We start from the raw sequence: 24,359 nt of genomic DNA on the forward strand, positions 1-24,359 counted from the left end.
GCATGCTACGAAGCCGCACCCGCCTCGAGGCGGGCGCGGCTTTGCTTCATATCCGGTGAACTCCAAGGCGGTCGACGATGGCCATTCTTCTGCAGCTCATCTATAGCGGCATTGCGCTCGGCATGATCTACGCCGTGATCGCATTCGGCTATCAACTCACATTCGCCACGTCCGGCACACTGAACTTCGGCCAGGGCGACGCGCTGATGCTCGGCGCGCTGGTCGGCCTCACGCTCGTCACGCTCGGCGTCAATTACTGGCTGATGATTCCGCTCGTCTGCGTGTTCGGTCTGCTGCAAGGCGCATTTGTCGAGCGGATCGGGGTGCGGCCCGCGATCAAGATCAAATCCGAATTCGGCTGGATCATGTCGACGATCGCGCTCGGCATCATCTTCAAGAACGTTGCGGAGAACCTCTGGGGACGCGACGATCTGCGCTTCCCTTCGCCGCTGCCGGAAGCACCACTGAAAGTGTTCGGCGCCAATGTGCTGCCGATGGAATTGCTGGTGGTCGGCGGCGCCCTCGTGATGATGCTGGCGGTCGAGTTCTTCAACCGCAAGACGATCTTCGGCAAGGCGGTGGTGGCCACCGCGAACGACCGCGACGCCGCGGCGTTGATGGGCATCAATACCGGTCTCGTCATCACGTTTTCGTACGCGTTGTCTTCGCTGACCGCCGCTTTTGCCGGCGTGCTGATCGCACCGCTCACGCTCACCGGCGCGACGATGGGCGCGGTACTTGGACTCAAGGCGTTCGCGGTGGCGATCATCGGCGGGCTGTCGAGCGGGCTGGGTATCGTGGTGGGCGGCGTGATTCTCGGCATCGCGGAGACCACGACCGGCTTCTACCTCTCCACCGGTTACAAGGACGTACCCGGGCTCGTGCTGCTGCTGATCGTGCTCGCGTTGAAACCTGCCGGCCTGTTCGGCAAGACGTCGATCAAGAAAGTGTGAGGACCGCCGTGAATCCGAAGAAACTCATTGCGTCCGCACTGGCGCTGATCGCGCTCGCGGTGTTTCCCGTGCTGTCGGGGAACCCGTATTACATCCACCTGCTCGAGACGATCATGATCTACGCGATCCTGCTCTTCGGTCTCGACATCGTGGTCGGCTATACCGGGCAGGTGTCGCTCGGGCATGCCGGGTTGTTCGGCGTGGGCGCTTACACGGCCGGCGTGTTGTTCTTCAAGCTCGGCATGCCGTTCATCGTCACCGCGCCGCTGGCGATTCTCATCACCGCCGGTTTCGGCGCGATTCTCGCGCTGCCGGCGTTGCGGGTGTCCGGTCCCTACCTCGCGATGGTAACGCTCGCGTTCGGCACGATCCTCCAGATTCTCATCAACGAGATGGATTTTCTGACCAACGGGCCGATGGGCGTGAAGATCCCGAAGCCCTCGATCGGCGGGCGGCCGATGAACGAAGTCGAATACTACTGGCTCGTCGCGGCGCTGCTGGTTGCCTCGTTGATCGTCGTGCACCGTGTGCTCAGATCGCATCTGGGCCGCGCCTTCGAGGCGCTGCGCGATAGTCCGATCGCGTCGGACTGCATGGGTGTGTCGGTGTACCGCTACAAGGTGTATGCGTTCGTGATCAGCGCCGGATTTGCCGGACTGGCCGGCTGCCTCTATTCGTATTCGGAGCAGTACATCTCGCCGAATACGTATAACTTCGAACTCACCATCCTGTTCCTGCTCGCGATCATCATGGGCGGCCGCAAGACCCGCACCGGCGCGCTGCTCGGCTCGGCGATCATCGTGCTGCTGCCCAAACTGCTCGACGACATCGACATGTTCCGCACTGTCGCCTCCGTGCTGGCGGCGGTCGTCGTGATCGGTGCGGCTGTCGCGCTGGCGCGCAAGGTGTCCACGCCGCGCAAGGTCGCGATTCCGGTTTTGGGCACGGTGGGTCTCGCCGCGTTTTCCTACCGGATCGATACGCTCGCCGACTGGCGGTTGACGATCTTCGGGCTGATGATTCTGCTGGTGGTGTATTACCTGCAGGACGGTGTGGTCGGCTTCGTGCGCAAGATCGTGATGCATGGCAGGGTTCGCACGGTTACCGTCGACACCACGAGACCGGCCGCGATCGTTGGCGATGCGATTCAGGCGGTCCAGGCAAGCGGTACGGAAGACATTCTGCAATTGCGCGGCATCCTGATGCAGTTCAGCGGACTGAAGGCGCTCAACAACGTCGATCTGACCGTGCGGCGCGGCACGATTCACGGACTGATCGGCCCGAACGGATCGGGCAAAAGCACGATGATGAACGTGCTGACCGGTATCTATGTACCGACCGCGGGCACGCTCGACTATCGCGGCGCCTCGCTCGCGGGCAAGACCTCCGCACAGATTGCGCTGTCCGGTATCGCGCGCACTTTCCAGAACGTGCAGTTGTTCGGCGAAATGACCGCGCTCGAGAATGTGCTGGTCGGCCTGCATCACACGTTCAACGCCAATCTCGCGGATGTCGGGCTGATGTCGTCGCGTTATCGACGCGAGGAACGCGCCGCCCGCGAGCGCGCATTCGGCATGCTGCGGTTCGTCGGTCTGGACAATGTCGCCGCCGAAGAAGCCCGCAACCTGCCGTACGGCAAACAGCGGCTGCTCGAAATCGCGCGGGCGCTCGCACTCGATCCGCAACTGCTGCTGCTCGACGAACCCGCCGCGGGACTCACTGCGCCGGATATCAAGGAACTGGTCGCGATCATTCGCAAAGTACGCGATCACGGCATTACTGTCGTGCTGATCGAACATCACATGGACGTGGTGATGAGCGTGTGCGACCGGGTTTCGGTGTTGGATTTCGGGCAGAAAATCGCCGAAGGGAAGCCTGCCGATATTCAGTCTAACGAAAAAGTCATCGAAGCTTATCTCGGCGGCCAGCCTGCCGGCCAAGCGGCGTGAACCGACCCAACACGCCTACAGGAACAGACATGTTATCGATCAGAAATCTGCATGCGGGCTACGGCAAGGTCAAAGTGCTGCACGGCATTTCGATCGATGTGCCGAAGGCGTCGGTCGTCACGCTGATCGGCTCGAACGGCGCGGGCAAAACGACGACGATGCGGGCGATCTCCGGCATGATCCGGCCGAGCGCCGGTGAGATCACGATGGGCATCGGCGCCGACGCGAAGCGTATCGACGCGCTGGAATCACATCGCATCGCGCGGCTCGGACTCGCGCATTCGCCGGAAGGCCGGCGTGTGTTCGCGACCATGAGCGTGACCGACAACCTGATGCTCGGCGCGTTCCCGCGCCTGACATCGGCGCGGCCGCGCGGCGATGTGAAGGCCGATCTGGAGCGCGCGATCGAAATGTTTCCGCGGCTCAAGGAACGGCGTCACCAACTAGCCGGCACGCTTTCCGGTGGCGAGCAGCAGATGCTGGCCATGGCGCGCGCGATCATGATGAACCCGGATCTGGTCTTGCTCGACGAACCGTCGATGGGACTCGCGCCCATTCTGGTCGAAGAGGTGTTTCGCATCATCGGGAATCTGAAGAGCCAGGGCGTCACCATGTTGCTGGTCGAACAGTTCGCCGCCGCGGCACTCAATGTGGCCGATTATGGCTATGTGCTGGAGAACGGCAGGATCGCGGCGCATGGGCCCGCGGCGGAGTTGCGCAACGATCCCTCGGTGAAGGCGGCGTATCTGGGGGCGAGTCACTGAGGTGCACGTGGGTTCCCGGCGGATAGCGCGTTTATCGAACTCATAGGCTTGCGAGACCGCGATCAAGCTCCGCCGCCACGAACTGCACGTTGGGTTCGACGATCAGATCTGCGTGGCCGCCGGCGACTTCCGTCACCACCAGCCCGGCGCGCGCGATGCGCCGCCAAAGCAGCACTGGGTCGCCGTGTCCATTCTGCGCAACCGCTCCACGGACATAGATGATGGGTCCCGCGTCGTAGGGCTTGGGCCGATAGGCCGCCATCGCGACCCGCGTCGTTTCGCGCATATGCCGCAGCAGCGCCGGCATCGCGGGGCTATAGCCTTGGGGCCGCCGCGCCATGAGCCCCGCGCGCATCCGCAGGTGATCCATCACGCCCGTGAGGCGGTCGTTCAGATAGCTGGGAAGCCGCGCCACGGGAAGCGTGCGCAGGGCTTGCCAATGTAAGCGGGCAGAGCCCGCACGCCGCCGCAAACGAGCCATCCACGGCAGGCAATGTTGATCCACGTACGTGTCGAGCATGAAAAGCAATTCGATCCGCTCACCCGCGCGTCGCAACTGTTGTGCGACCTCAAACGCCAATAGCCCGCCGAATGAATAGCCTGCCAACGCGTACGGCCCTTTTGGCTGTACGGTGCGCATCTGTTCAATGTAGCTCGACGCCATGTCTTCGACGCGCAACTGCGCCGGTTGCTCACCGTCGAGACCGCGCGCCAGCAGGCCATATACCGGACGCGGACTATTCAGCGCGCCGATCAACGCAAGGCACTCCATCACCGAGCCGCTCGCGCTGTGCATGAGGAAAAGCGGCAGGCCGGTGCCGGCGCGCACCGGCACGAGCGTCGGCGAAGACGGCGGCAGCGCGTCGTCGCAGATGAGCGTGGCGAGCCGCGTGATCGTCGGCGCAATCATTAGCATGGTGAACGGAATCGCGCGCCCAGTCGACTGGCGGACTTCCGCGAGCAGACGCATTGCCAGCAGCGAATGACCACCGAGATCGAAAAAGTTGTCGTCGCGACCGATCGGCGCGGCGCCGAACAACTTCTCCCATTGCGCCTGCAGATGCGCCTCGAGTTGCTCGCGGCTCTCCCCCACCGGCGGCACTTCACGCGCGGCCAGATTCAGCGCCGGATGACGCCGGATCGCCTCGATGCACTCGGGATTGCGCAACGCCGCCGTATTGCCGATCGGCAGGCCATTGACAGCGTTGCGCGCAGCGACTTCGGAAAGCTTGCCGTTGTGAGTTGTCGGCAAAGCGTTGACTGCGATGATACGGTCCGGCACGTGCGCGGGCGACGCGCGGCGCGCAAGGTCGCGGCGTACACGGGCGGCGAGCGAACCGTTCAACACGGCGCCGTCGGTCAGCACTAGCAGCAACACGACGCGCGACTCGAAGTCGTCGGAGAGCGATTGATTGCTGGACGTATCTCGCACTCGCTGCTCGACGACCAGGGCGTCGCGGATATCTGGAATATCGTTCAAAACCCGGTAGATCTCAGCCGGACCCACATTGATGCCGCGCACATTCAGCACGCCGTCGGAGCGGCCGTGCATCCGTACGCCGCCGTCCGGCGAAAACGAGACCAGATCGCCGTGCGTCCAGACACCCGGATTGCTGGCGAAATAAGCCGCGTGAAAGGCCCTCCCGTCGATGTCGCCGAAGAACCCGAGAGGACGCGATGGAAACGGATTGACGCAAACGAGCTGGCCAACGCCATCGGTGCGCGCCCCTCGCTCCCATGCCTGGACGTCGAGCGCAAGGCTCTTGCATTGGGCTTCGCCAGCGTAGACAGGCAGATTCGGATTGCCGAGCACAAAACAGCCGAGAATGTCCGTACCGCCCGAGATGGATTGCAGCTGCAGCGCCTTCACGTGAGCGTGCACCCATTCGAATTGCGCGTCGAACAGTACGGCTCCGGTCGACAACATCGCGCGCAACGCGCCGAGGTCGAACTTCGCGCCGCATTCCAGACCCGCTTCCTCGCACATTTTCAGGTAAGCGGGGCTCGTGCCGAACACCGTGACGCGCTCTTCCGCTACGAGGCGCCATAGCGTGTCGACCGTCGAGATCGGGCCATCGTATGTCACGATCTCGACGCCGGAAGCCAATGCGGACAGTTGCCAGTTCCACATCATCCAGGCGCAACTCGTGTGGAAATACAGTCGATCACCTTGCCGCAGGTCCGTATGCAGACGATGCTCCTTCAGGTGCTCGAGCAGTGTGCCCCCGGCACCGTGGACGATGGACTTCGGCTTGCCGGTGGTTCCCGACGAAAACATGATGAATAGTGGATGGCTGAATGGGAAGCGCCGCCACACGAAGCGGCTGGCATCGCCGGCGTCGAGCAGTTCGGTGAGCGAATGGACCGGCTGCGTCACCGTACTCGGCAAAGTCCCTTCGTCGAGACACACGACATCTTGTAGCGATGGCAACGCGGCCGCCAGATCCGAGATTCTGCTTGCAACCGACGCGCCGGTGTCGAACGTCCGCGCGGCGGTGTGTGCGATCAGCATACGTGGCGCGAGCGGCATGAAGCGATCGCGGATCGCGTCGACACCCATCTCCGGCGCCGCAGTCGACAATGTTGCGCCGAGGGCCACGACGGCCAGTGCGGCAACGATCGCATCCGCGTCGTTGCGCAGAACGCCAACCACGCGGTCACCCTCGGCCAGTCCCAACTCCGACAGCGCCTGCGCGAGGCGCGCCACACGCTCCCGCAGTTCCGAGCGGGTGAGGTGGACGCGGCGACCATCGGCGTGGCAGGCAGTCAATGCGGGCGCGTCCGCCTGCGCCGTTGACAGCGCGAGCAGATTGTCCGCGTAATTCAACTGCATCCGCGGAAAAAAGCTCGCGTGTTCGCAGTCGTCGCCAAGGCAGACCGGCTCCACGTCGCCCGACCATTCGAGTCCGTACGACCACTGCACGAAGCATTGCCAGAAAGTTCGGAACTCTCGCACGGAGAAATTGTGGAGCGCTTCCTCATCGCAAAGGGGCTGACCTGTGTGGGTCCGCAGGAACTTGCTGAACGCTGTTAACTGCGATGCACCTACTTGCTCGAACGTGCTCGCATAAACAGGTGTGCGTACCGACAAGCGCTCAGGCGCAAGCCATAGGTCGGGTAGGTCGACGCGATTCATGGAGGCTCCACTTATGTCATGCGACGCCGCTTGAAATCGACCACGCATCGAAGACGACGCGCGCACCGGCCGCAGTTCTGCGTTTCCTGATCGCGACCCTGATGGGGATTTCGGGGACATTCAACCTTGCCTTTCGGCTGCACAGATTAGCTGACCGATTTAACGTATTCCGTACGAAATCGAACACTCGTCTGCAGACTTTGATCGCACACTTCGGCCAATGGAATTCTCGCTACGGTCCGGCTGTAATCTGACAACGATCTGCAACGCAGCGCGCCGACTTGCCACGGTCATGCCAACAACGCCGGGCGTCTGCGCGGTAAGCCGCTTTCATCATACACATCGAGGCGACGGTTGACGTGCGTCGTAACCGTGCTTTATGTGCTGTACCGAACGGAGTAGCGACATTCGTACAGATACTCTACGTCCACACATGCTCGACCACACGTGCAGCAGGTGCGAATTTTCCGCATTGAGCCAATCGTGGAGCAATGCCGAATTGCGAGCGGACAGCCGGCTAAATGAAGTCCGGTTTATTTTCGCATCCGCTTGGTAATGACAATTGGGACATTTGAAGTAAATTACATTTTCACACCACCAATAATTACCGTTTAATGCAAGTCGATATTGGCTGGGATATCTTTCTGGGTCCGCCAAGACATCGGCATTTTACGACTTTTCCGTGGTCGGATGCCGAACTTAAAAGCTATACTTCTTACTGAAACAATTAGGATTTATGTTGCTGGGGAACGCGACGCATCGCATGCTGCTCGCGCGTTTCCTCGTGTCGCGCGGAGAAGGTTTTATTCGATTTTTTAACTTTCTTCTCAATCGTCAGAAGCTAATTTTTGTAGCAATTATAGATTGCTACATTCCGCTTTTTCCCTATTTTTGTTGTCCGCCGCAGATCATCTGATGAACTTCTTTTGTCCGATGCGGCGAGCGCCCTGACTCAACGGTTGAATTAGCCGGTACGACTTGCAACGCCGAAACACTGATGTACTCGTCAACGAACTTTGAACGGGGGGCAGCAATGGCTTTAGTCGGCAAGGTATCGGAATCAGTGTCAAAGGAAGTCAATCCTTTCGATACCCGCTTCGAAAGTCGTTCGCATGCCGACCATCCTGAAATGGGCGGTCGCGACTTTTCAGCTTCGCATATGGATGGCGCATCGGAATTCGGTCGCGGCGAAGAATCCTTTTCTTCGGGCGCGTCAGCGGATACGGCCGCAAGCCCCCTGGTTTGCCGCACCTTGTCGGCAGCGAACGACCCTGATATTCCGGCAAGGAAAGGCGACTTCATAAAACGCGTTTTTGACATTTTCGGCGCGTCCGCCTTGCTCATTGTGCTGCTGCCGATTTTTCTCGTAATAGGCTGCGTCGTACTGAGTGACGGAGGATCGGCTTTCTTTGGCCATCCGCGCGTTGGAAGAGGCGGACGGCCGTTTCGCTGTTTGAAGTTCCGCTCCATGGTACCGAAGGCCGACGTCGTTCTCGCCGAACTCCTTGCCGCAGACGCCAGCGCGCGTGAGGAATGGAATCGCGACTTCAAGCTGAAGAACGACATCCGCATCACGTCTGTCGGCCGCTTTCTGCGCAAGACGAGCCTTGACGAACTTCCCCAACTCTGGAACGTCCTTCGCGGCGACATGAGCCTAGTTGGCCCCCGGCCAGTCGTCAACAAAGAGTTGGAACGGTATGGCACCGACGCTTACTATTACCTGTCCGTTAGGCCTGGAGTGACAGGATTGTGGCAGGTCAGCGGACGAAACAATGTCGATTATGCGACGAGGGTTGCACTCGACGTCTCCTATGTGAAGCGACGCTCGACGTTACTCGACATCAGCATCCTGCTGCGCACGTTTAAGGTGGTCTTCGATGGAAGCGGAGCGTATTGAGTAACATGCCATTGAACCATGCTGAAACGACCCTTACGGACTGCCGATGAAAATTGTTCATGTTGTCGAATCGACAGCTACTGGTACGCTCTCGGTGGTGTGCATGATCTCGAATCGTCTGGCGAGCGAGGGTCACGAAGTCTACGTCATATTTTCCAAGCGCAGCGAGACGCCCGACAATTTATCCTCTCTCTTTCATCCGAACGTCCAGTTGCGGCAATTTCAGATGAAAGGCCGGCCGGTGACCAGCATTCTGTTCGGGTTGCGTCGTGAGCTCAATAGTTTGCGGCCGGACATCGTTCATCTGCACTCGTCGTTTGCAGGATTTCTAGGGCGACTGTCGACGATCTCCTGTTTGAAATCGGCCAAATTCTTTTACAGTCCGCATTGCATTTCTTTCATGCGCTCGGATGTCTCCAGGCTGAAAAAGACCTGCTTCATCGGACTCGAGGCCTTGGCCTGCCTGAAAAGATCCACGTATGTCGCATGCTCCGAGAGTGAGCGCGCGATCGTACGACGCTACTTGCGCACGCGCGTGGTACTGGTCGAGAACGCGCTCGACAAACACATGGCAACGGATCACCTGGTTGGTTCGACTCAGGAGCCTACCCGTCCATCCAGTTGCGTGGTGACCGTCGGCGGAATCAGACGACAGAAGAACCCCGAATTGTTCGCGGAAATAGCACGTCTTTTCAAACGACAGGATGTCGAATTCGTCTGGATCGGCGATGGTGACGAAGCCGCAAAGAAAGCACTCCGTGAGGCAAACGTGACGGTCACCGGATGGCTTAGCCGGTCGGTCGTGATGGAAAGGGTTAAAAGCGCAGACGTTTATCTTTCCACTTCCTCGTGGGAGGGGATGCCCATTTCCATCATCGAAGCCATGGCACTCGGAACGCCCATCGTTGCTTCGGGTTGCCCGGGGAACGTCGACGTTCTTAGTCACGGCCAGACCGGCATGATCTTCAATAGCGCCAAAGAGGCCGTGGCCTCATTGACTCGAATGATGGACAACGACGACTTTCGGATCGCTATCGCCGAGCGCGCACAAGACGAAGTGCGTAAGCGCTTCAGCGAAGACCGCTTCTTCTACGATGTGGCCGCGCTTTATGAAACGCAGATGACGTAAATTAAAATATTAGCGTTTTATATTTCATTTGTTTTTATTTTTTTATCATCCTGATCACGCCGACAAGCGCGTACCGCCCCCCCTTTGATCACCCCATTCGACTCGCGCGCCAGCATGTTGCAGACGCGCGTAGAACGAACACGACGGCAATTGTCTGAAGTTTCCAACTCAGCAAAAACCCTAGGCTCAGCGGGGTTTGATGCAGAAATGAGACACCGCTGAGCATGGCATTTGTTCGTTACGCTAATCAATATTCCGACGCCAGCTTTCTGGCGTATGCGAATCACACTTTGTCCGAAGAGTACTCGCTTATTTAAAGTCCGACCCTGTTAAAAGTACTAATTACTGATGTAATTTTTGGTTGGGCATTTTTTTCTATTCATGTTAGGATTCGATCTCGGTAGATTTTACAAAACATTTTGTTTTTGTATGAAGAAAAGGCAGTTTGATACGACCGCCCACCCATTTTCACTAAGCACTATTTACTGATGCGAATTTCCATCCAAGGGTTTTCCCTCTCTGCGCGAGGATCTTGCAACGGTAGCTTCTGCAAATCCCAAGCCGGGCGAGGCCGTGTAGCGGTCGACTGTCGCTACATAAATTACGCCTTTCATTCCATACGAAAGGCAAACGTTTGCGCGTAGCACACTGAGCCAGGAGGTACCTACGCCTGCACTCGACCTGCGAAGAGCCAGGTCTGCGCAGCGACCTTAACGGTGAGGTGAACGGCGATCCAGTTTTGTAGGCTCGGTGTGAGACGCACCGCCCCTGCAAAGGGCTGCACGCCGGGTAGCGTCTCGTCTCTTTCCTTCGGGTCTCAACGCGGGATTGATTGGACACCCACACGAATTGCATGGTGTTCTGGAAACTCGCCAATTATTTGAACCCTTTATTTCTATTATTCGCACTCCTAACAACCATGCACCATACTCAAATAAGCAGTACTAATTCACGACAAAACAAGCTTCATCGACAGACACACCTCCAGAGAATTCTGTCGTCGCACAGGGCGCGTCTTCTCGGTGCCGCGATTGCCAGCAGCGTCCTCCTCGCGGCCTGCGGCGGTGGTGGGGATTCTCCGCAAGACGCAGCGGCAGTGGCCAATAGAGCGAAGCGCAACCCGTCTACGCCTGCAACAACACCGGCAACAACGACAGCGCCGACCGGCAAGATTTTTTATGGCGTCAACGGCCACTTCCAGCAAGGCGGCGCCTACGCCGCATCGAGCACGCAGACGCAGTTGGCGCAGCTTCAAGATCTGGGAATGACGATCTATCGCAGCGACGTTTCCAGCAAGGCAGCTGCGACGGCACTCGCACAGATCGCGACCACCATGGCTGCCGGAGGCGTCACCGTGTATCCGGTGCTCCTCATGTCCCCGCAAGAGTATGCGAACGAAACGGCCTCCTACAACGCTGGATATGCGCTTGGTCAGCAGGTAGCGTCAGCGATGCACGCTTCGTACTATGAAGTTGGCAACGAGCTTGAAGCGGATACCCTCGCGGGCAACTACGATGGCACGTTCCCGACCGATTACGTCAACAGCAAGTTCATGATTGCGCGTGGCGCAATCCGCGGCATGATCGACGGCATCAAGTCCGTTGACACGCAAGGGAAAATCGTCATGGGAGCGGGAACTTGGCTGCACTGGGGTTTCGACCAGATGCTCGCGCAGGGTACGCAACCGGATGGCACAGCCGGTCACCCTGTCGTTTCCTGGGACGTGACAGCGTGGCACTGGTACAACGACTATGACGATATCCAGAACATCTGTGGCGGATCGGGCTGCTACAACGTGCTGTCCAAGCTTCAGGCGTTCGGCAAGCCGATCTGGTTGACCGAATATGGCGTACGCCCCTGGACTGCCACGGACTCGCAAGCTGGGGCTTACCTGACCGGCAATACCATGATGGCCGAATACGCGTCGGTCGCTTCGAAGTACAACCTGCAGTCCATTCAGATGTACGAGCTGTACGATGATCCTGCCGGCACATACGGGTTGCTTCAAAGTGATGGGAAGACGAAAAAGTCGCAGTACTCGAGCGTAAAGTCCTTCATCGCGTCGCATCCGAAATAAACGGATTCGGGTCTGCTTGTAGCAGCACATACGCGCCAGCGCCTCGACGCTGGCGCGTTTTTTTTTGAATGCCCCCTCCCTCCATTTGTCTTAAAAGGTGCTACTGCAATGACTACCTAACCGCATCGGCCAGCTTTTCACGGCTAACAACCGGACCTCGCCTCTACACCGATCTGCCACCCGTTCGGAATGTCCAGACATTTACGGACCATCCACGAGCGCGAGTTGCTCATCACCACAGCTGTGCTGGACGGACTCCCTTTTCCACAATATGAGCGGTACCGAACGGACCCGGGTTATTCGACTCGATAACGTAGACGCTCATCCCATTCGCGTCGGGCGCGCGATGCTCCTCGAGTAAGAGCGAAGGGCTTTTTCCAGACCCGCATCACGATATCGGACCTGATTCACGCTGGTCACACGAGCGATGGAGTTCGCAGACGTGGCGCGACAGATTGAAGAGGTCGGGAACTTGACATACTAGATCAGTTGATCAGCACGCATACTCGCTTGTTCGACTCGATACCGTGTTCAACGTACATTAGTCCCGTGGGGACTGAACGTGGTCTCCTCCTGTCGCCCGATTCGAAGCGTCATTACGAGTATGCACCGGCAATCGGCGCCCATCTTCTTCTGCTTTTCATGGCTTGGATTCGTGAGAAGGCAAAAAGCCACGCAGAAGCCTGCGTTTCACCCAATATTTTTCTGTTTGGCTCCTGATCTGAGCCACCGATGAAGAATGTCTCGACACCAAGGACAAAATATGTCTTCACGTGCGCTGGAAAACGCGATTGACACACTCACTGGGCCAGAAAATTTTGTCTACAACGGGAGATTTACGGGTCAGAAGGCCACCGGCGTACAACGCGTTGCGCGAGAACTGATTGTTGCCATGACGCAACTCCCGCAAATCAATAATGTAACTGTCGCCGTCCCACCTGGCGACAAGATATTGCCCATTGACGGCACGAAGACAGTGAAGATCGGATTCGGCAAAGGGTTGTTCTGGGAGCAAATCGTGCTCCCCATATTTGCCGGACGACGCCGAATCGTCAACCTCAGTAACTCAGGGTCGATATTCCGCCCTCGTCAGGTCATCTTCATGCATGACGCGGCCGTATTCGACACGCCCGCGCACTTTTCCCGGCGCTTTCGTGCATGGTATCGCATCATGTTCTGGATTCTTGCGCGAACGTCGAGTTGCATCTTGACCAATTCCGACTTTTCCCGCCAACGCCTTGCCCATCATTGCGGCGTGCCACCCTCGCGAATCGGCGTCGTTCCGCTCGGCGCCGATCATCTTGACACTATGGAACCCGACGAAAGCGTGCTGAGCCAACATGCCTTAACGTCGAAGCAGTTCGTGCTCGCGGTTAGCAATCTCAATCCGACCAAAAACTTCGCTCGACTTGTCGAGGCATTTCGACAAGTCAATGACTCTTCGCTCGATCTTGTCATCGTTGGCATGAAGAACCCGATCTTCGGCAAGATCGACGATATCTCCAACGTTGCCCCCAACATCAAGTATGTCGGTTATGTTAGCGACAGCAAACTAAAGGCACTCTATCAGCATGCCCGCTGCTTCGTGTATCCATCTATCTACGAAGGGTTTGGGATTCCGCCGCTCGAAGCAATGAAAAACGGCTGCCCTACTCTGGTGGCCAGTGCGGCCGCATTGCCCGAAGTCTGCGGGGACGCCTCGCTCTATTGCGACCCGTACTCTTCCGACGACATCGCCGACAAGCTGAAATCATTGCTTTATTCCAGCGAGATCAGAGCGGATCTTCAGCACCGTGGCCATCTTCACGCCGACAAGTACCGCTGGCAAACGAGTGCACAAATCCTGCTAAACGCGCTGGAGAAGCTTTGATTCTGCGAGGCATACTCAAGGCATTGGGTGGGCCTCGATAAAGTTTTTCACCTGTTCAAAACGCTGTTTCGGTTTTATGCCGTCACCGTAGATCAACCCATATTTTTCATCCGGCTGATCGTAGAGTTGATACAGCGTTACATTTTGGATTCCATATTTTTTTGCGTCTGCAACGAAACCGGCAAGCCCGTCCTGTCCAACCAGGTATGCTCCGGGGTCGCCGTCCGAGTAGTCCGGTCGCACGCCGAATTCCGTGATCCAGATTGGTTTCTGATATTGCGTGCTCAAATGCGTCAATACGTGTTTCAGAATATCGGGTTTCGGTAACCACGACGCCCGGTTCGGGCTCATTTCAGAGTACCAGTGCCACGCGGTGATATCCCACTCCACTACTTTTTTACTATCCCGCTTCCCATCCGGTTCAGTACCGTCTCTCAGCATGTCGGAGAAACCATAATGCAGCCAGCTTAGCGAGCCGAGCAATATCCTGGCGGACGGTTGGACCTCCTTGATGCCGTCTATCATGCCTCGAATCGCACCACGCGCCTTCCGGTACTTGGCATTGTCGTAATGGGAGGGATAGTCGCCGCTCGCACCGTTGAAGATCACGTCGTTGTCGAATTCGTTACCCACCTGGTAGTACGAAACCAGGCCTTTCAACGCCGTCGCTGAGTCGACCCCAAGTTTGTGGCCCTGAACGTAAGCCGTTGATTCGTTCAAATTCGCCTGCACGTCCGGCGTGATGATCAACGGCAGTATGCCGACGCATTGTGCCGCCGCTACCCGAGCAAGTTGCGCGACCTGTTCTGCCGCAGCTTTGTCCCCGATGTCCTGTGCGTATATGGTCATGCCAAGATCGCGCAATTGCGAGATCTGCGCCTGGTAGCTGCGCGCCGTATAGATACCGCCCTGCTGGACATGGCCCACGACTCCATAGAAGACGCCTGTGCGCCCGCTCGAGCACGGAATCTGAGGGGTCGCCACGACCGGGACATGGAAATGCCTATCCGCGGAAAGAGCACTTTCCAGAATAAAGTCCGACCATTTGGTTTCTCTCAGATGAACAAGAGTGGCAATCGTGAGACTGATTGCTATTCCACAAAAGACAATGGCGATTGCGATCGATCGTTTCAACATCCGACTGGAGCCTCGCTGTCATGGCCAATATCCGTGTGTCCGCATTCGCCCGGTGGAGTCCCGTAAGCTAATTTCAATCGAGGTAGCGTTCAGGTCATCGCGACCGATGGAGGAAGCACTGAATAGGGCGCAGTTAATGTGAAGTCCGGTAAATATGACGTGGCATAAATGTCAATCTTGCCGCACCGCTATTAGCAGCAAAAAAAACATGCGCGCTCATCGAGTATCCACCTACTTTAGCTCAACCAGCGCAGCGCAACGTGCGCTAAACCACAGACTAAGAAGTGGCAAAGGCGGTATTCATATCACACTTGCCCAGAGCCGCGTCGCTGGACGCGGCTGCGACGAATCGGTGAGTGGCGGACCAGGGAACGACATCAAATCCGAGCCAGTGATTCGTCGAATCAATGTGAATCCATGTATCAATTTCTGCCTTGGGCGAGTCCTAGGATCAGTGTCCAATGATCGACGCGGCGAAGTTTGTCGCACCATCGAGAAGCTTGTTACCCCCGAACCTTGGAGATGGCGCCTTTGAACACCCATATTCTTAACTCCGGATCATTTCGTGCAGGCAACGACGAGGGTAACTTTTCGTTGCGCGACATGCTTCATCTGTTACGAGACCATATCTGGACACTCATGGCATTCGTGGCGATAGCGACGACGCTTGCGACTGCGTACGCGTTCCTTTCGGCGCCGACGTACTCTGCCGACGTCGTCGTGCGTGTCGACCCGCCCGCCCCGCCCGATGCAAACGCGCTCGGCATTTCCCGGCAGGACGGCACGGCGCAGCAGCAACCTGGCACGCAAGCGACCGCGGCGGAAATATCCCTCATGCAAAGCCGTTCAGTGCTTGATCCGGTGATTCACCAATTCCAGTTCGATGTCGATGTCGCGCCGCATGCTTTCCCAATCCTCGGACGTTTCGCGGAGCAATTGGCCTATCCCGGCCATCCCTCGAGGCCGTGGTTCGGACTGAGCTCGTTCGCCTGGGGCGGCGAACGGCTCCAGATCCCGTCGCTCAACGTGCCTGCATATCTCGAGGAAAAACCTCTCGAACTGATTGCTCTCGACAACGGGCAGTACGAACTTCGCGCGCCCAACGGAGATCTCCTGCTGCGCGGCGAAACGGGCAAGCCCGTGACCATGCCCGATGGGCTATCGATCACAGTCAAGGAACTCATCGCCAGACCCGGTACCCAGTTCACGGTCACCCATCGCAATACGCTCGATGCAATCGATGGGCTGCGGCGTCAACTCAAGATCGCTGAAGTGACCAAAGACACGGGAATCGTGCAGATCTCCTTTGCCTCGAAAGACCGAGGGCTGACCGCCGACGTCGCCAATGCGGTTGCTCACCAGTACATTGCATCCGCGGTTTCGAGTCGTCAGCTTAACGACACTAAAACGCTCGAATTCATCCAGGGCGAGTTGCCGCGGCTAAAACGCGATCTCACTAGCGCGGAACAGGCATTGAGCGACTATCAATCGTCGACCGAGACAATGCGCCCGACGATCGAAGCGCAATCCTATCTGCAGGGAAGCATCGAGCTACAGCAGCGCACGTCCGCCTTGCAACTGCAGCGCACGCAGGCGGCGTCGCTCTTCACGCCCAACAGCCAGCAGGTCAGGACGATCGACGCGCAACTCGCACAACTGGCCGATGCAAAACGTGCGTTCGACTCGCGCTTCGTCAGCATGCCGACTTCCGAGCGGCGCAATGCTGAACTCACCCGCGATGCGAAGGTGGCAGAAACTATCTATCTGGGTATGGTCAGCAAAGCCGAGGAACTTTCCGTGCGCCGTGCAAGCGCGACGGGTGGCGCACACATTGTCGATGAAGCAATGCAGCCGTATCGACCGATCAAGCCGAACCGGCCGTTGGTGATCTTCGCGGGTGGCGGGCTTGGCTTTTTCATCGGCGCGTTCTTCATTGTACTGAGACGCTATGCAACGACCGGCGTCACCGACCCGCTCTTCGTCGAACGCCGGTTGGATGTGCCGGTACTCGGCGAAGTACTGTTCAGCCGGCAACAGGCTCAACTGGAAAACGAAACATCGGTGCAGCCCTCGCGGGAATCGCTACCCGGGCGTGACGACGGCGTGCCGGGCTTGCCCGATCCTCATTCGCTAGCGTTGGACCCGCTCGATTCACAGTCGTCGGCCGGCGCTTTCGCCCCTGGGTTAGTACGCAAGTCGGCCGCGCGGATTCTAGCCAGCCGGCTGCCGCATGAGCCGTCAGTCGAAGCACTTCGCGAGGTACGCACGCAGGTGTGTCGCGATCGCCTGAACAAGAAGAACAACATTGTGATGCTGACGGGTCCGAGCCCGTCCACCGGCAAGAGTTTTGTGGCGGCGAATCTTTCCATACTTCTCACGGAAGTCGGTTTGCGCATCCTGCTCATCGATGCTGACATGCGCCGAGGCAATCTCGCCTCCTTCTTCAAGCAATCCAATCGCGGCGGCCTGTCCGAGGTTCTCCAGGGCAAGCTCCCCAGCGCGGATGCCGTTCGGTCCGTTGGCGTTCGCGGCCTCTCCTTTATCTCGTGCGGCGCCTATCCGGCCAACCCGTCAGAGTTGTTGATGATGCACGACTTCAAGCAGGTCGTTGATCAATTGAGCGAGCAGTTCGATCTTGTCCTGATCGACACTCCGCCGTTTTTGGTGGTGACCGACGCCGCGATCATGGCGCCCCACGCGGGAGCGACCGTCCTGGTGTTGCGTTCCGGCATGCAAAGCGAAGACGAGATCTCCGAGACAGTCAAGAAGCTGCGGCGCGCCGGAGGACGACTTCTGGGATCGGTCTTCAACGCGATACCCAAGCGGGCCAGCAACTGGAGAAGCTATGAGCAGGCCGCGCAGTACACGCGCACGCTCGACGAGACGGACGAAGTGTGACGCCACAGAGCTCTACAGCAAGGGCGCTCGCGCAGCTTGCTCCTTGAAACACCTGGCGAGTTCGCCAGAAAGCGGGGCCTCGTAGCCATGCGATTTCGAGGTCCAACTATGTATCGCAGCGAGAAGCATTGATTCTCGATCATGTGGGGTGAACCATTCATGAGCCGATCTACGCCGCAAATTGGAATCGAGGTAAACGAGAGCCGCATCCCCTTCAATACACCCGCCATGACGGGCAACGAATTGAAGTACATCGCGGAAACTCACTTCAACAAAAAGCTTGCCGGCGACGGTTCCTTCACGGGACGTTGCAACAAGTGGCTGCAGGAAAGAAGCGGTTCCAGCAAGGCATTGCTGACCCACTCCTGCACGGCCGCGCTTGAAATGGCCGTGCTATTGCTGGACATCCAGCCCGGCGACGAGATCATCATGCCTTCGTATACGTTCGTCTCAACGGCGAACGCATTCGTCCTACGCGGTGGCGTGCCTGTTTTCGTGGATGTCCGTGAGGACACCATGAACCTCGACGAGCGGCTGATCGAAGCAGCGATCACGCCACGAACCCGCGCGATCGTCCCGGTGCATTACGCCGGGGTGGCGTGCGAAATGGACACGATCGTATCCATCGCCCAACGCCATGGGCTCAAAGTCGTGGAAGATGCGGCGCAGGGCGTCATGGCCACTTATAAGGGCCGCAGCCTAGGTTCGATTGGGGACCTCGGCGCATACAGTTTTCACGAAACCAAAAATATCATTTCGGGCGAGGGTGGCGCCCTGCTGGTCAACGATCCCGCCCTCACGAGGCGTGCGGAAATAATCCGCGAGAAAGGCACCGACCGCAGTCGATTCCTGCGCGGGGAAGTCGACAAATATACCTGGCAGGAAGTCGGCTCCTCGTTCTTGCCGAGCGAGCTGATCGCCGCTTATCTTTGGGCTCAGTTAGAAGGTGCCGAAAAAATTACGCAAGAACGCCTCGCGACTTGGGAGCGATATCACGCGCTTCTCGAGCCGTTCGAACGCAAAGGCGCGCTTCGCCGCCCTAGCATACCGAAAGAATGTCAGCACAACGGACACATGTACTACGTGCTGGTTGAAGATGAGGACGTGCGCCAGCGCATACTCGATGAATACAGAAGGCAGGAAATAGGTTCGGTGTTCCACTATGTACCGCTTCACTCATCTCCTGGCGGGCAACGGTACGGCAAAGTTTGCGGCTCGCTGGACGTGACCATCAACCAATCAAAACGCCTGATCCGCCTTCCTCTCTGGGCCGGCTTGCGGGAGACGCAACAAATGCGCGTGGTCGATATTCTTAACGCGCTTCTGAAATAGGGCCGGCCGACTCCCAAGACAGGCACGCAAAGTAGCATCCGGGCGCTGAAGAAAGGTCTTCGTCGGCGGTCCGGATGTCATTCATTTACGCTTCCTGTACCGGTTTGCAAGCTTCCTCTGGAATTCCATGAAACAGAGCATTTCCTCACACGCCGATCTGTATTATTTCGTCTGGGTATTTGCCATGCCGGTGACGTCTGTGCTGCTCATGCCTTCTATCCAAGGCACGACGCTCGGCTACATCATGTGTTTCTTTTCGTTGCCGCTGGCATTGGCGTGCGCCGGCGCGTCGCGCACCCGCTATATCAACTTCCTGATCGTTGCGGCGTCGGTCTGGACAGTCTTCTTCCTGGCGTCCCAGCTCGCCGACACTGCAGCTCCCTACGAACCTGATTTTACAAAAGTTCTGCTCATCGACGACAGCGATGTGTTGACCTTCATCCTTAGAAAAAGCTTGTTCACACAGACGATCTATCTTGTCGCTGTCGTGCTCTATGCATCATATGTTTATATCTTCTACAAACCATCGTGGCAGCAGTGGCTGCTTGCCTCGGCGGCGATCTTCGCTGTGTACGGCATCTATGAAGTGATCTACTTCACCATTACCGGTCAGCCTGGTGACTTTATTTCCAACCGCTCTTTCGGCGCCGAATTTCGAAATGGTGACGGAAGCGCGGAGGACGGCTCGCTGAACGGGAGTTCCTTCCAATGGCTCGACATCCATGGTTTCCATATGCAACGGCTGAAGAGCCTGACCGGTGAACCGTCGATGTACGCTTTGTCGATGTTTCCATTCTGGGTTTACTTCAACGCGACGTCAAAGCGACGCTTACCGGTGTGGATCATCGGCGCGTCACTCATCATGAGTACTTCGTCGACGGCTTTTATCGGCTACGTCGTTTATCTGCTTATTCGCATAAGAAAGATTGGCTTCCATCCGATCAAGGCCATGGCCGGCGCACTAGTGGTTTTTGTGGTGGCATATCTGGCAAGGGACTACATTGCCGATCTGTTTCAACAGATGATCCTGGATAAAATGGACGGGCACAACGTATCCGGCGTTGAGAGATCCGGCTTCTTCCGTGCGTCCATGGACATGTGGGCGGGTGGATCGCTAGCCAATCAGCTGTTTGGGATCGGCTTCGGCTATATACGGTCGACCGATCTTTTCTCGACTCTGCTTGTCAACACAGGGATCGCAGGGCTCATCCTCGTAAGCATGCTGATTCTGTACCCGGCTTTCAAACTCGATTGGTCGGCAGAGGGGATGGCATTGCGCCAGTGCTGCGTCACGACATGGGTGATGATGATGATCTCCGTCCCGGAATTCTCATATCTCGCGCCGTGGACTTTTATCGCCATCTCTTATGCACGGCTTCGTGTCATAAAAATGGCAGCACCCCGGAGTAGCGACGCGCTGCCTGGCAGTTCAGTCAATGATCGGCGATTGACAGTGCGAAGCCGGCTCTAAGTCCTTTGAACACGCTCGATCTGGCCGCCGGCGAGAACTTCACGCATTTGACCGTCAACGTGACGACGGCATAGGCAATCGCAATCGCACGGTGTGCGGGAGCCAAATGCTTGCGGCTGAAATAGACGCGATTACGTGCCGTATAGAAGAGGCTGAAGGGACTTTCATTGCCGCCGGTGGACACCGCCACCTTGTGACCGACGCAAGATGTCGGCACATACAGCAGGCCGATATCCGCGTCCTTCATACGCCAGACGAAGTCACTGTCGTCGTAATAGACGAAGTATTTCTCATCCATCATTCCAATCGTCTGGAAGATGCTTTTGTGCAGCAACATGAAGCATGTCGGCGCGTATTCTGTAAACATTTCTTCGTCGAACTGCCCGCGATCTTCCTTCCGATCGCCCACGTGCGGCGTGGTGGCGGTAAGCGGCGAGAATCTTCCACCCGCACACCATATCCGATTGGTGCCGTGATAGGTAATCTTGGGCACCGAGGCCAGCGCGCCCGCCTCCTCGGTGTGCCGCACAAGTCCTGCGATCACGACGGGATCCGGAAAGTCGGTGTCGTTGTTGGCCAGCAGAACGTACTCGCATCCGTCTGCAAGCGCCATCTCTATACCCTGATTGTTGCCGCGAGCGACGCCGACATTGTCGTTATTGAACACGATATCGGCGTGAATATCGTTGAGCGCCGCAAGCTCGCGCGATATCACACACCCCGTATCCTTCTCGCTGTTGTCGATCACGTACAACTTGAAATTCGCATCGCGCTGGGCAGCGAGACTCTTGAAAAAATCGGGAAGCACGGAATCGGAGCGATACAGCACGGTGACAATCCCGATCAGCGGCGAACCATATCTCGTTGACATTTCGCGTCCTTCAAATGAGTTGCGGAGGCGGCCGTCGCGGCGCCTCCGTCATGGCGTGAGGGCGTCACCGATGTGTCATGCGGCGCGTTCACAGCCCTTGTATAGACCCTTCTCCCGCATCTCGGCGATGCTTTTCTCGTAGGTATCTGCCATCACCTCCTGCTGGTCGACCCACCGGGCAAACCGTGCGATGCCTTCGCTAAACGACACCTTCGGTTCGAACCCGAGCATGTCCCTTGCCTTGGTCAAATCGGCATAGACATGGCGGACATCGCCCAAGCGGAAGGCGCCCGTTACGGTGACGCTGACATCGCTGGCATACACCTCGCACAAAGTCTTGGCGACGTCCATGACCGAAGTGCGCACGCCCGAGCCGATGCCGAACACGTTGTCCGCCGCGTTGGCGTTCGTGAGTGCTGCGTAAGTCGCATCCACTACGTCATCGATATAGACGAAGTCACGGCTTTCCAGACCATCCTCGAAAATATTGATCGGATTGCCATTTTTGATGCGCGTCGAAAAGATCGAGAGAATGCCGGTGTAAGGGTTGGATAACGACTGCCCTGGGCCGTAGACATTCTGATAACGCAACGCCGATGCATCGATGCCGATAGAACGGCACGTCGTCATGACCATCTGTTCCTGAGTCTGCTTGGTAATGCCATAAAGCGACGTCGGATGGATTTTCGATTCCTCGTCGGTGGGCACGCATTCCATCGCTTCGCCGCTTATCGGGCAGAGATGCTCGAACTGGCCTTCGAGCATGTCTTTTTCCTTCCGCGGACCGGGATATAGAATGCCGGCGGCCGGAGAACGATACTTGCCTTCGCCGTAAATCGCGCGCGACGAAGCAACGACCACTTTGCGCACGGAATTGCGGCTATTCTTCACCAGTATGTCGAGAATCAGCGCTGTGCCATGCACATTCACGTCGACATAGCGATCGACCTCGTACATCGATTGGCCCGTACCCGTCTCGGCCGCCAGATGAACGATCGCGTCCTGCCCCTGCATGACACGTTCGAGAACGGCCCGGTCAGTCACCGACCCCTTCACGAAGTGCACGCTTTCCGGCAACGATGCGAAGATCGCAGACGTGACACTGGGATTCTCTCCGTGAATCTGCGGGGAGAGGTTATCGAGGACCGTGACTTCCGCATTGTTGGCGCAGAGCTTGCGCGCCAGACTCGAGCCGATAAATCCGGCGCCACCCGTAATCAGGACTTTCATTGTTTCTCCCTCTCCCAACATCTGGTTTCGAAGTTGTAGCGCTTGATGATTTGCGCCGGATTGCCTGCGACCACGCAATAGTCGGGAACGTCGCGAGTCACTACCGAATGCGCGCCGACCACGACGTCGCGGCCGATCTTCACGTTAGGCAGAATGACTGCGCTAAATCCAATAAATGCGCCCTGCCCGATCAGCACGTAATTACCTCGCGTGCGAATACGATCGCCAATGCGGGTGGTGTCGTTGACGTCCTCATACGGATGCTCGACATCGACAATGGCAACGTTCCCGGTAATGGTCGCGCCGTCGCCGATCTCGATTGAAGAGCCGCATACGATATGCACGTTCTGCTCGATATTGACGCGGCTTCCGATCGTGAGCCGCGGCGGCGCAGCCGAATCCGTCACGACAAGTTCGATGCGCGCACCAGGCCGAATCAGTACACGCTCGCCAATCGACGCGTAATGCACGTTGACGAGTAGCATGGGACGAAAGATGGTCGTTTTCGCGCCGACCGACTCGAACACGTGCGCGTACCACAGGCGCGTCTTGAGCCGATACCAGGCTAATGACGCCCGGTTGCATAGTTCGAGCAGCCTCACTTTCCTGGTGGCAAGCCGCTCGCTCTCCTGCACATGCGTACTCATGCGTTGACCCGTTGTCGTCCGGCCATTTGCTTGAGTCCCGTATAGACCGTGCGCAACGTACGGGGCCAGCGGCGCATGGCGTATAAAATCATCTGTTTCGGACCGATTCGTGCCGCGCGCCAGCTCGATTCGACGCAGTCCTCGAAACTATCCTCGTGCCCGTGCTCCAGAAAGAAAATCGCCGAGGTCAGATAGAACTTTGCTCGCCCCTGGTTAACAACATCGCTCGCCATGCCGAGCTCGGCCGCGAGCTGGCAGGTCTGGATCACGTCGTTCAGGCATTCCCTATGGCGGGCGGGATTGTTGATGCGCACGGAAGTCAAACCCGTTCGGTTGACGCGGTATAGTCCAAACTCTTCGTCGAGGTAGCAGCCTTGCGAACCCGTCAGGACCTGCAACAGATGGGCCACGTCAGCCACTGACTTGAGACCGATGTCGACGGGATGGCGGCGGCGCAAGTGCGCCCGGTACATTTCCGAGCTGTGAAAAAAGAACGGTCCGTTCTTGATGAGATACTCCGCGTCGAACGTTGCCGGTTTATTTTCCGGCAGCGGATACGATACGGTCTCCAACGTATCCTGGTCGACTGGGCGCATCTTGTGCACGACGAGACCGCATTCCGGGTGAGCCCGTAAGAAATCGAGTTGACGCTGCAGTTTGCCGGGAAACATGACATCGTCGCCGTCGATGTTGGCGATGTATTCGCCTCTAGCAACAGCAACCGCATCTGCGAAGTTACCCGAGAAGCCAACGTTTTTTTCGTGCAAAACCACCTTGATCACATCCGGATAGCGCAATCGAAACGATTCGATTACCTCGAGCGAATTGTCGGGTGAGTTATCGTCACCCACGATCACTTCGAACGGCACATCGAGTTTCTGGTCGAGCACACTCTGAATACACGCGCCAATGTATTCGTCTTGTCGATAACAAAGCACAATGACTGACAACACAGGCGCAACTTGCTCGTGGACCGGATTCTGAAGAGTTGTATCCAT

At 57.6% G+C, this 24,359-nt stretch carries 16 protein-coding genes; 10 read left to right on the top strand and 6 right to left on the bottom strand.

Going from position 1 to position 24,359, the window contains the following annotated elements; translation table 11 throughout:
• The first annotated feature begins 77 nt into the window (after positions 1 to 77).
• Genes PQR42_RS14560 through PQR42_RS14570 form a run of 3 tightly spaced genes read left to right on the top strand, consistent with a single transcriptional unit; the run spans position 78 to position 3,666 of the window.
• On the top strand, positions 78 to 953 hold the full coding sequence (locus tag PQR42_RS14560; RefSeq protein ID WP_132375813.1) for a branched-chain amino acid ABC transporter permease: 876 nt from the start codon (positions 78 to 80) through the stop codon (positions 951 to 953).
• A gap of 8 nt (positions 954 to 961) precedes the next feature.
• On the top strand, positions 962 to 2,902 hold the full coding sequence (locus PQR42_RS14565) for a branched-chain amino acid ABC transporter ATP-binding protein/permease (RefSeq protein ID WP_408385399.1): 1,941 nt from the start codon (positions 962 to 964) through the stop codon (positions 2,900 to 2,902).
• 29 nt (positions 2,903 to 2,931) lie between these two features.
• Positions 2,932 to 3,666: an ABC transporter ATP-binding protein gene (locus tag PQR42_RS14570; RefSeq protein ID WP_310812798.1), complete on the top strand. Its 735-nt coding sequence runs from the start codon at positions 2,932 to 2,934 to the stop codon at positions 3,664 to 3,666.
• Between the two features lie 40 nt (positions 3,667 to 3,706).
• Here PQR42_RS14570 and PQR42_RS14575 read toward each other — a convergent pair whose 3' ends face one another.
• Entirely contained in the window at positions 3,707 to 6,802 is a 3,096-nt protein-coding gene (locus PQR42_RS14575; protein WP_408385397.1) for an acetoacetate--CoA ligase, read from the bottom strand.
• Positions 6,803 to 7,835: 1,033 nt separating this feature from the next.
• On the opposite strand from PQR42_RS14575, the gene PQR42_RS14580 reads away from it, so the two are divergent.
• The 4 genes from PQR42_RS14580 (at position 7,836) to PQR42_RS14595 (ending at position 13,775) form a co-directional block, all read left to right on the top strand.
• Positions 7,836 to 8,699 carry a sugar transferase gene (locus tag PQR42_RS14580; protein WP_408214905.1) on the top strand — a complete coding sequence of 288 codons (864 nt, stop codon included), beginning with the start codon at positions 7,836 to 7,838 and terminating at the stop codon, positions 8,697 to 8,699.
• Positions 8,700 to 8,745: 46 nt separating this feature from the next.
• Positions 8,746 to 9,828, top strand: a complete 1,083-nt coding sequence (locus PQR42_RS14585; protein WP_408385396.1) for a glycosyltransferase — start codon at positions 8,746 to 8,748, stop codon at positions 9,826 to 9,828.
• A gap of 853 nt (positions 9,829 to 10,681) precedes the next feature.
• Positions 10,682 to 11,905, top strand: a complete 1,224-nt coding sequence (locus tag PQR42_RS14590; RefSeq protein WP_408214780.1) for a glycosyl hydrolase — start codon at positions 10,682 to 10,684, stop codon at positions 11,903 to 11,905.
• Between the two features lie 763 nt (positions 11,906 to 12,668).
• Entirely contained in the window at positions 12,669 to 13,775 is a 1,107-nt protein-coding gene (locus PQR42_RS14595) for a glycosyltransferase family 4 protein (protein ID WP_408385395.1), read from the top strand.
• A gap of 15 nt (positions 13,776 to 13,790) precedes the next feature.
• Here PQR42_RS14595 and PQR42_RS14600 read toward each other — a convergent pair whose 3' ends face one another.
• Positions 13,791 to 14,912 (bottom strand): glycosyl hydrolase, encoded by a 1,122-nt coding sequence (locus PQR42_RS14600; protein ID WP_408214785.1) that lies wholly within the window; start codon positions 14,910 to 14,912, stop codon positions 13,791 to 13,793.
• 480 nt (positions 14,913 to 15,392) lie between these two features.
• Here PQR42_RS14600 and PQR42_RS14605 point away from each other — a divergent pair, with 480 nt between their 5' ends.
• The 3 genes from PQR42_RS14605 (at position 15,393) to PQR42_RS14615 (ending at position 20,613) form a co-directional block, all read left to right on the top strand.
• Positions 15,393 to 17,810 (top strand): polysaccharide biosynthesis tyrosine autokinase, encoded by a 2,418-nt coding sequence (locus PQR42_RS14605; RefSeq protein WP_408493655.1) that lies wholly within the window; start codon positions 15,393 to 15,395, stop codon positions 17,808 to 17,810.
• Between the two features lie 159 nt (positions 17,811 to 17,969).
• Positions 17,970 to 19,142, top strand: a complete 1,173-nt coding sequence (rffA, locus tag PQR42_RS14610; protein WP_408385393.1) for a dTDP-4-amino-4,6-dideoxygalactose transaminase — start codon at positions 17,970 to 17,972, stop codon at positions 19,140 to 19,142.
• 127 nt (positions 19,143 to 19,269) lie between these two features.
• Positions 19,270 to 20,613: an O-antigen ligase family protein gene (locus tag PQR42_RS14615; protein ID WP_408385391.1), complete on the top strand. Its 1,344-nt coding sequence runs from the start codon at positions 19,270 to 19,272 to the stop codon at positions 20,611 to 20,613.
• On the opposite strand, the gene PQR42_RS14620 is transcribed toward PQR42_RS14615, so the two are convergent.
• From PQR42_RS14620 to PQR42_RS14635, 4 genes are all read right to left on the bottom strand, one after another.
• Positions 20,576 to 21,484: a glycosyltransferase family 2 protein gene (locus PQR42_RS14620; protein ID WP_408385389.1), complete on the bottom strand. Its 909-nt coding sequence runs from the start codon at positions 21,482 to 21,484 to the stop codon at positions 20,576 to 20,578. The genes PQR42_RS14615 and PQR42_RS14620 overlap by 38 nt on opposite strands.
• A gap of 75 nt (positions 21,485 to 21,559) precedes the next feature.
• Positions 21,560 to 22,714, bottom strand: a complete 1,155-nt coding sequence (locus PQR42_RS14625) for an NAD-dependent epimerase/dehydratase family protein (RefSeq protein WP_408385593.1) — start codon at positions 22,712 to 22,714, stop codon at positions 21,560 to 21,562.
• A complete protein-coding gene (locus PQR42_RS14630; protein ID WP_408385387.1) occupies positions 22,711 to 23,361 on the bottom strand; it encodes an acyltransferase in 651 nt (216 codons plus the stop codon). The genes PQR42_RS14625 and PQR42_RS14630 overlap by 4 nt, the downstream gene beginning before the upstream one ends.
• Complete coding sequence (locus PQR42_RS14635) at positions 23,358 to 24,359, bottom strand: glycosyltransferase family 2 protein (protein WP_408214798.1); 1,002 nt, start codon at positions 24,357 to 24,359, stop codon at positions 23,358 to 23,360. Before PQR42_RS14635 ends, PQR42_RS14630 begins: the two co-directional genes overlap by 4 nt.

The organism is Paraburkholderia sediminicola (assembly GCF_046027355.1).
Lineage (GTDB): Bacteria > Pseudomonadota > Gammaproteobacteria > Burkholderiales > Burkholderiaceae > Paraburkholderia > Paraburkholderia sediminicola_B.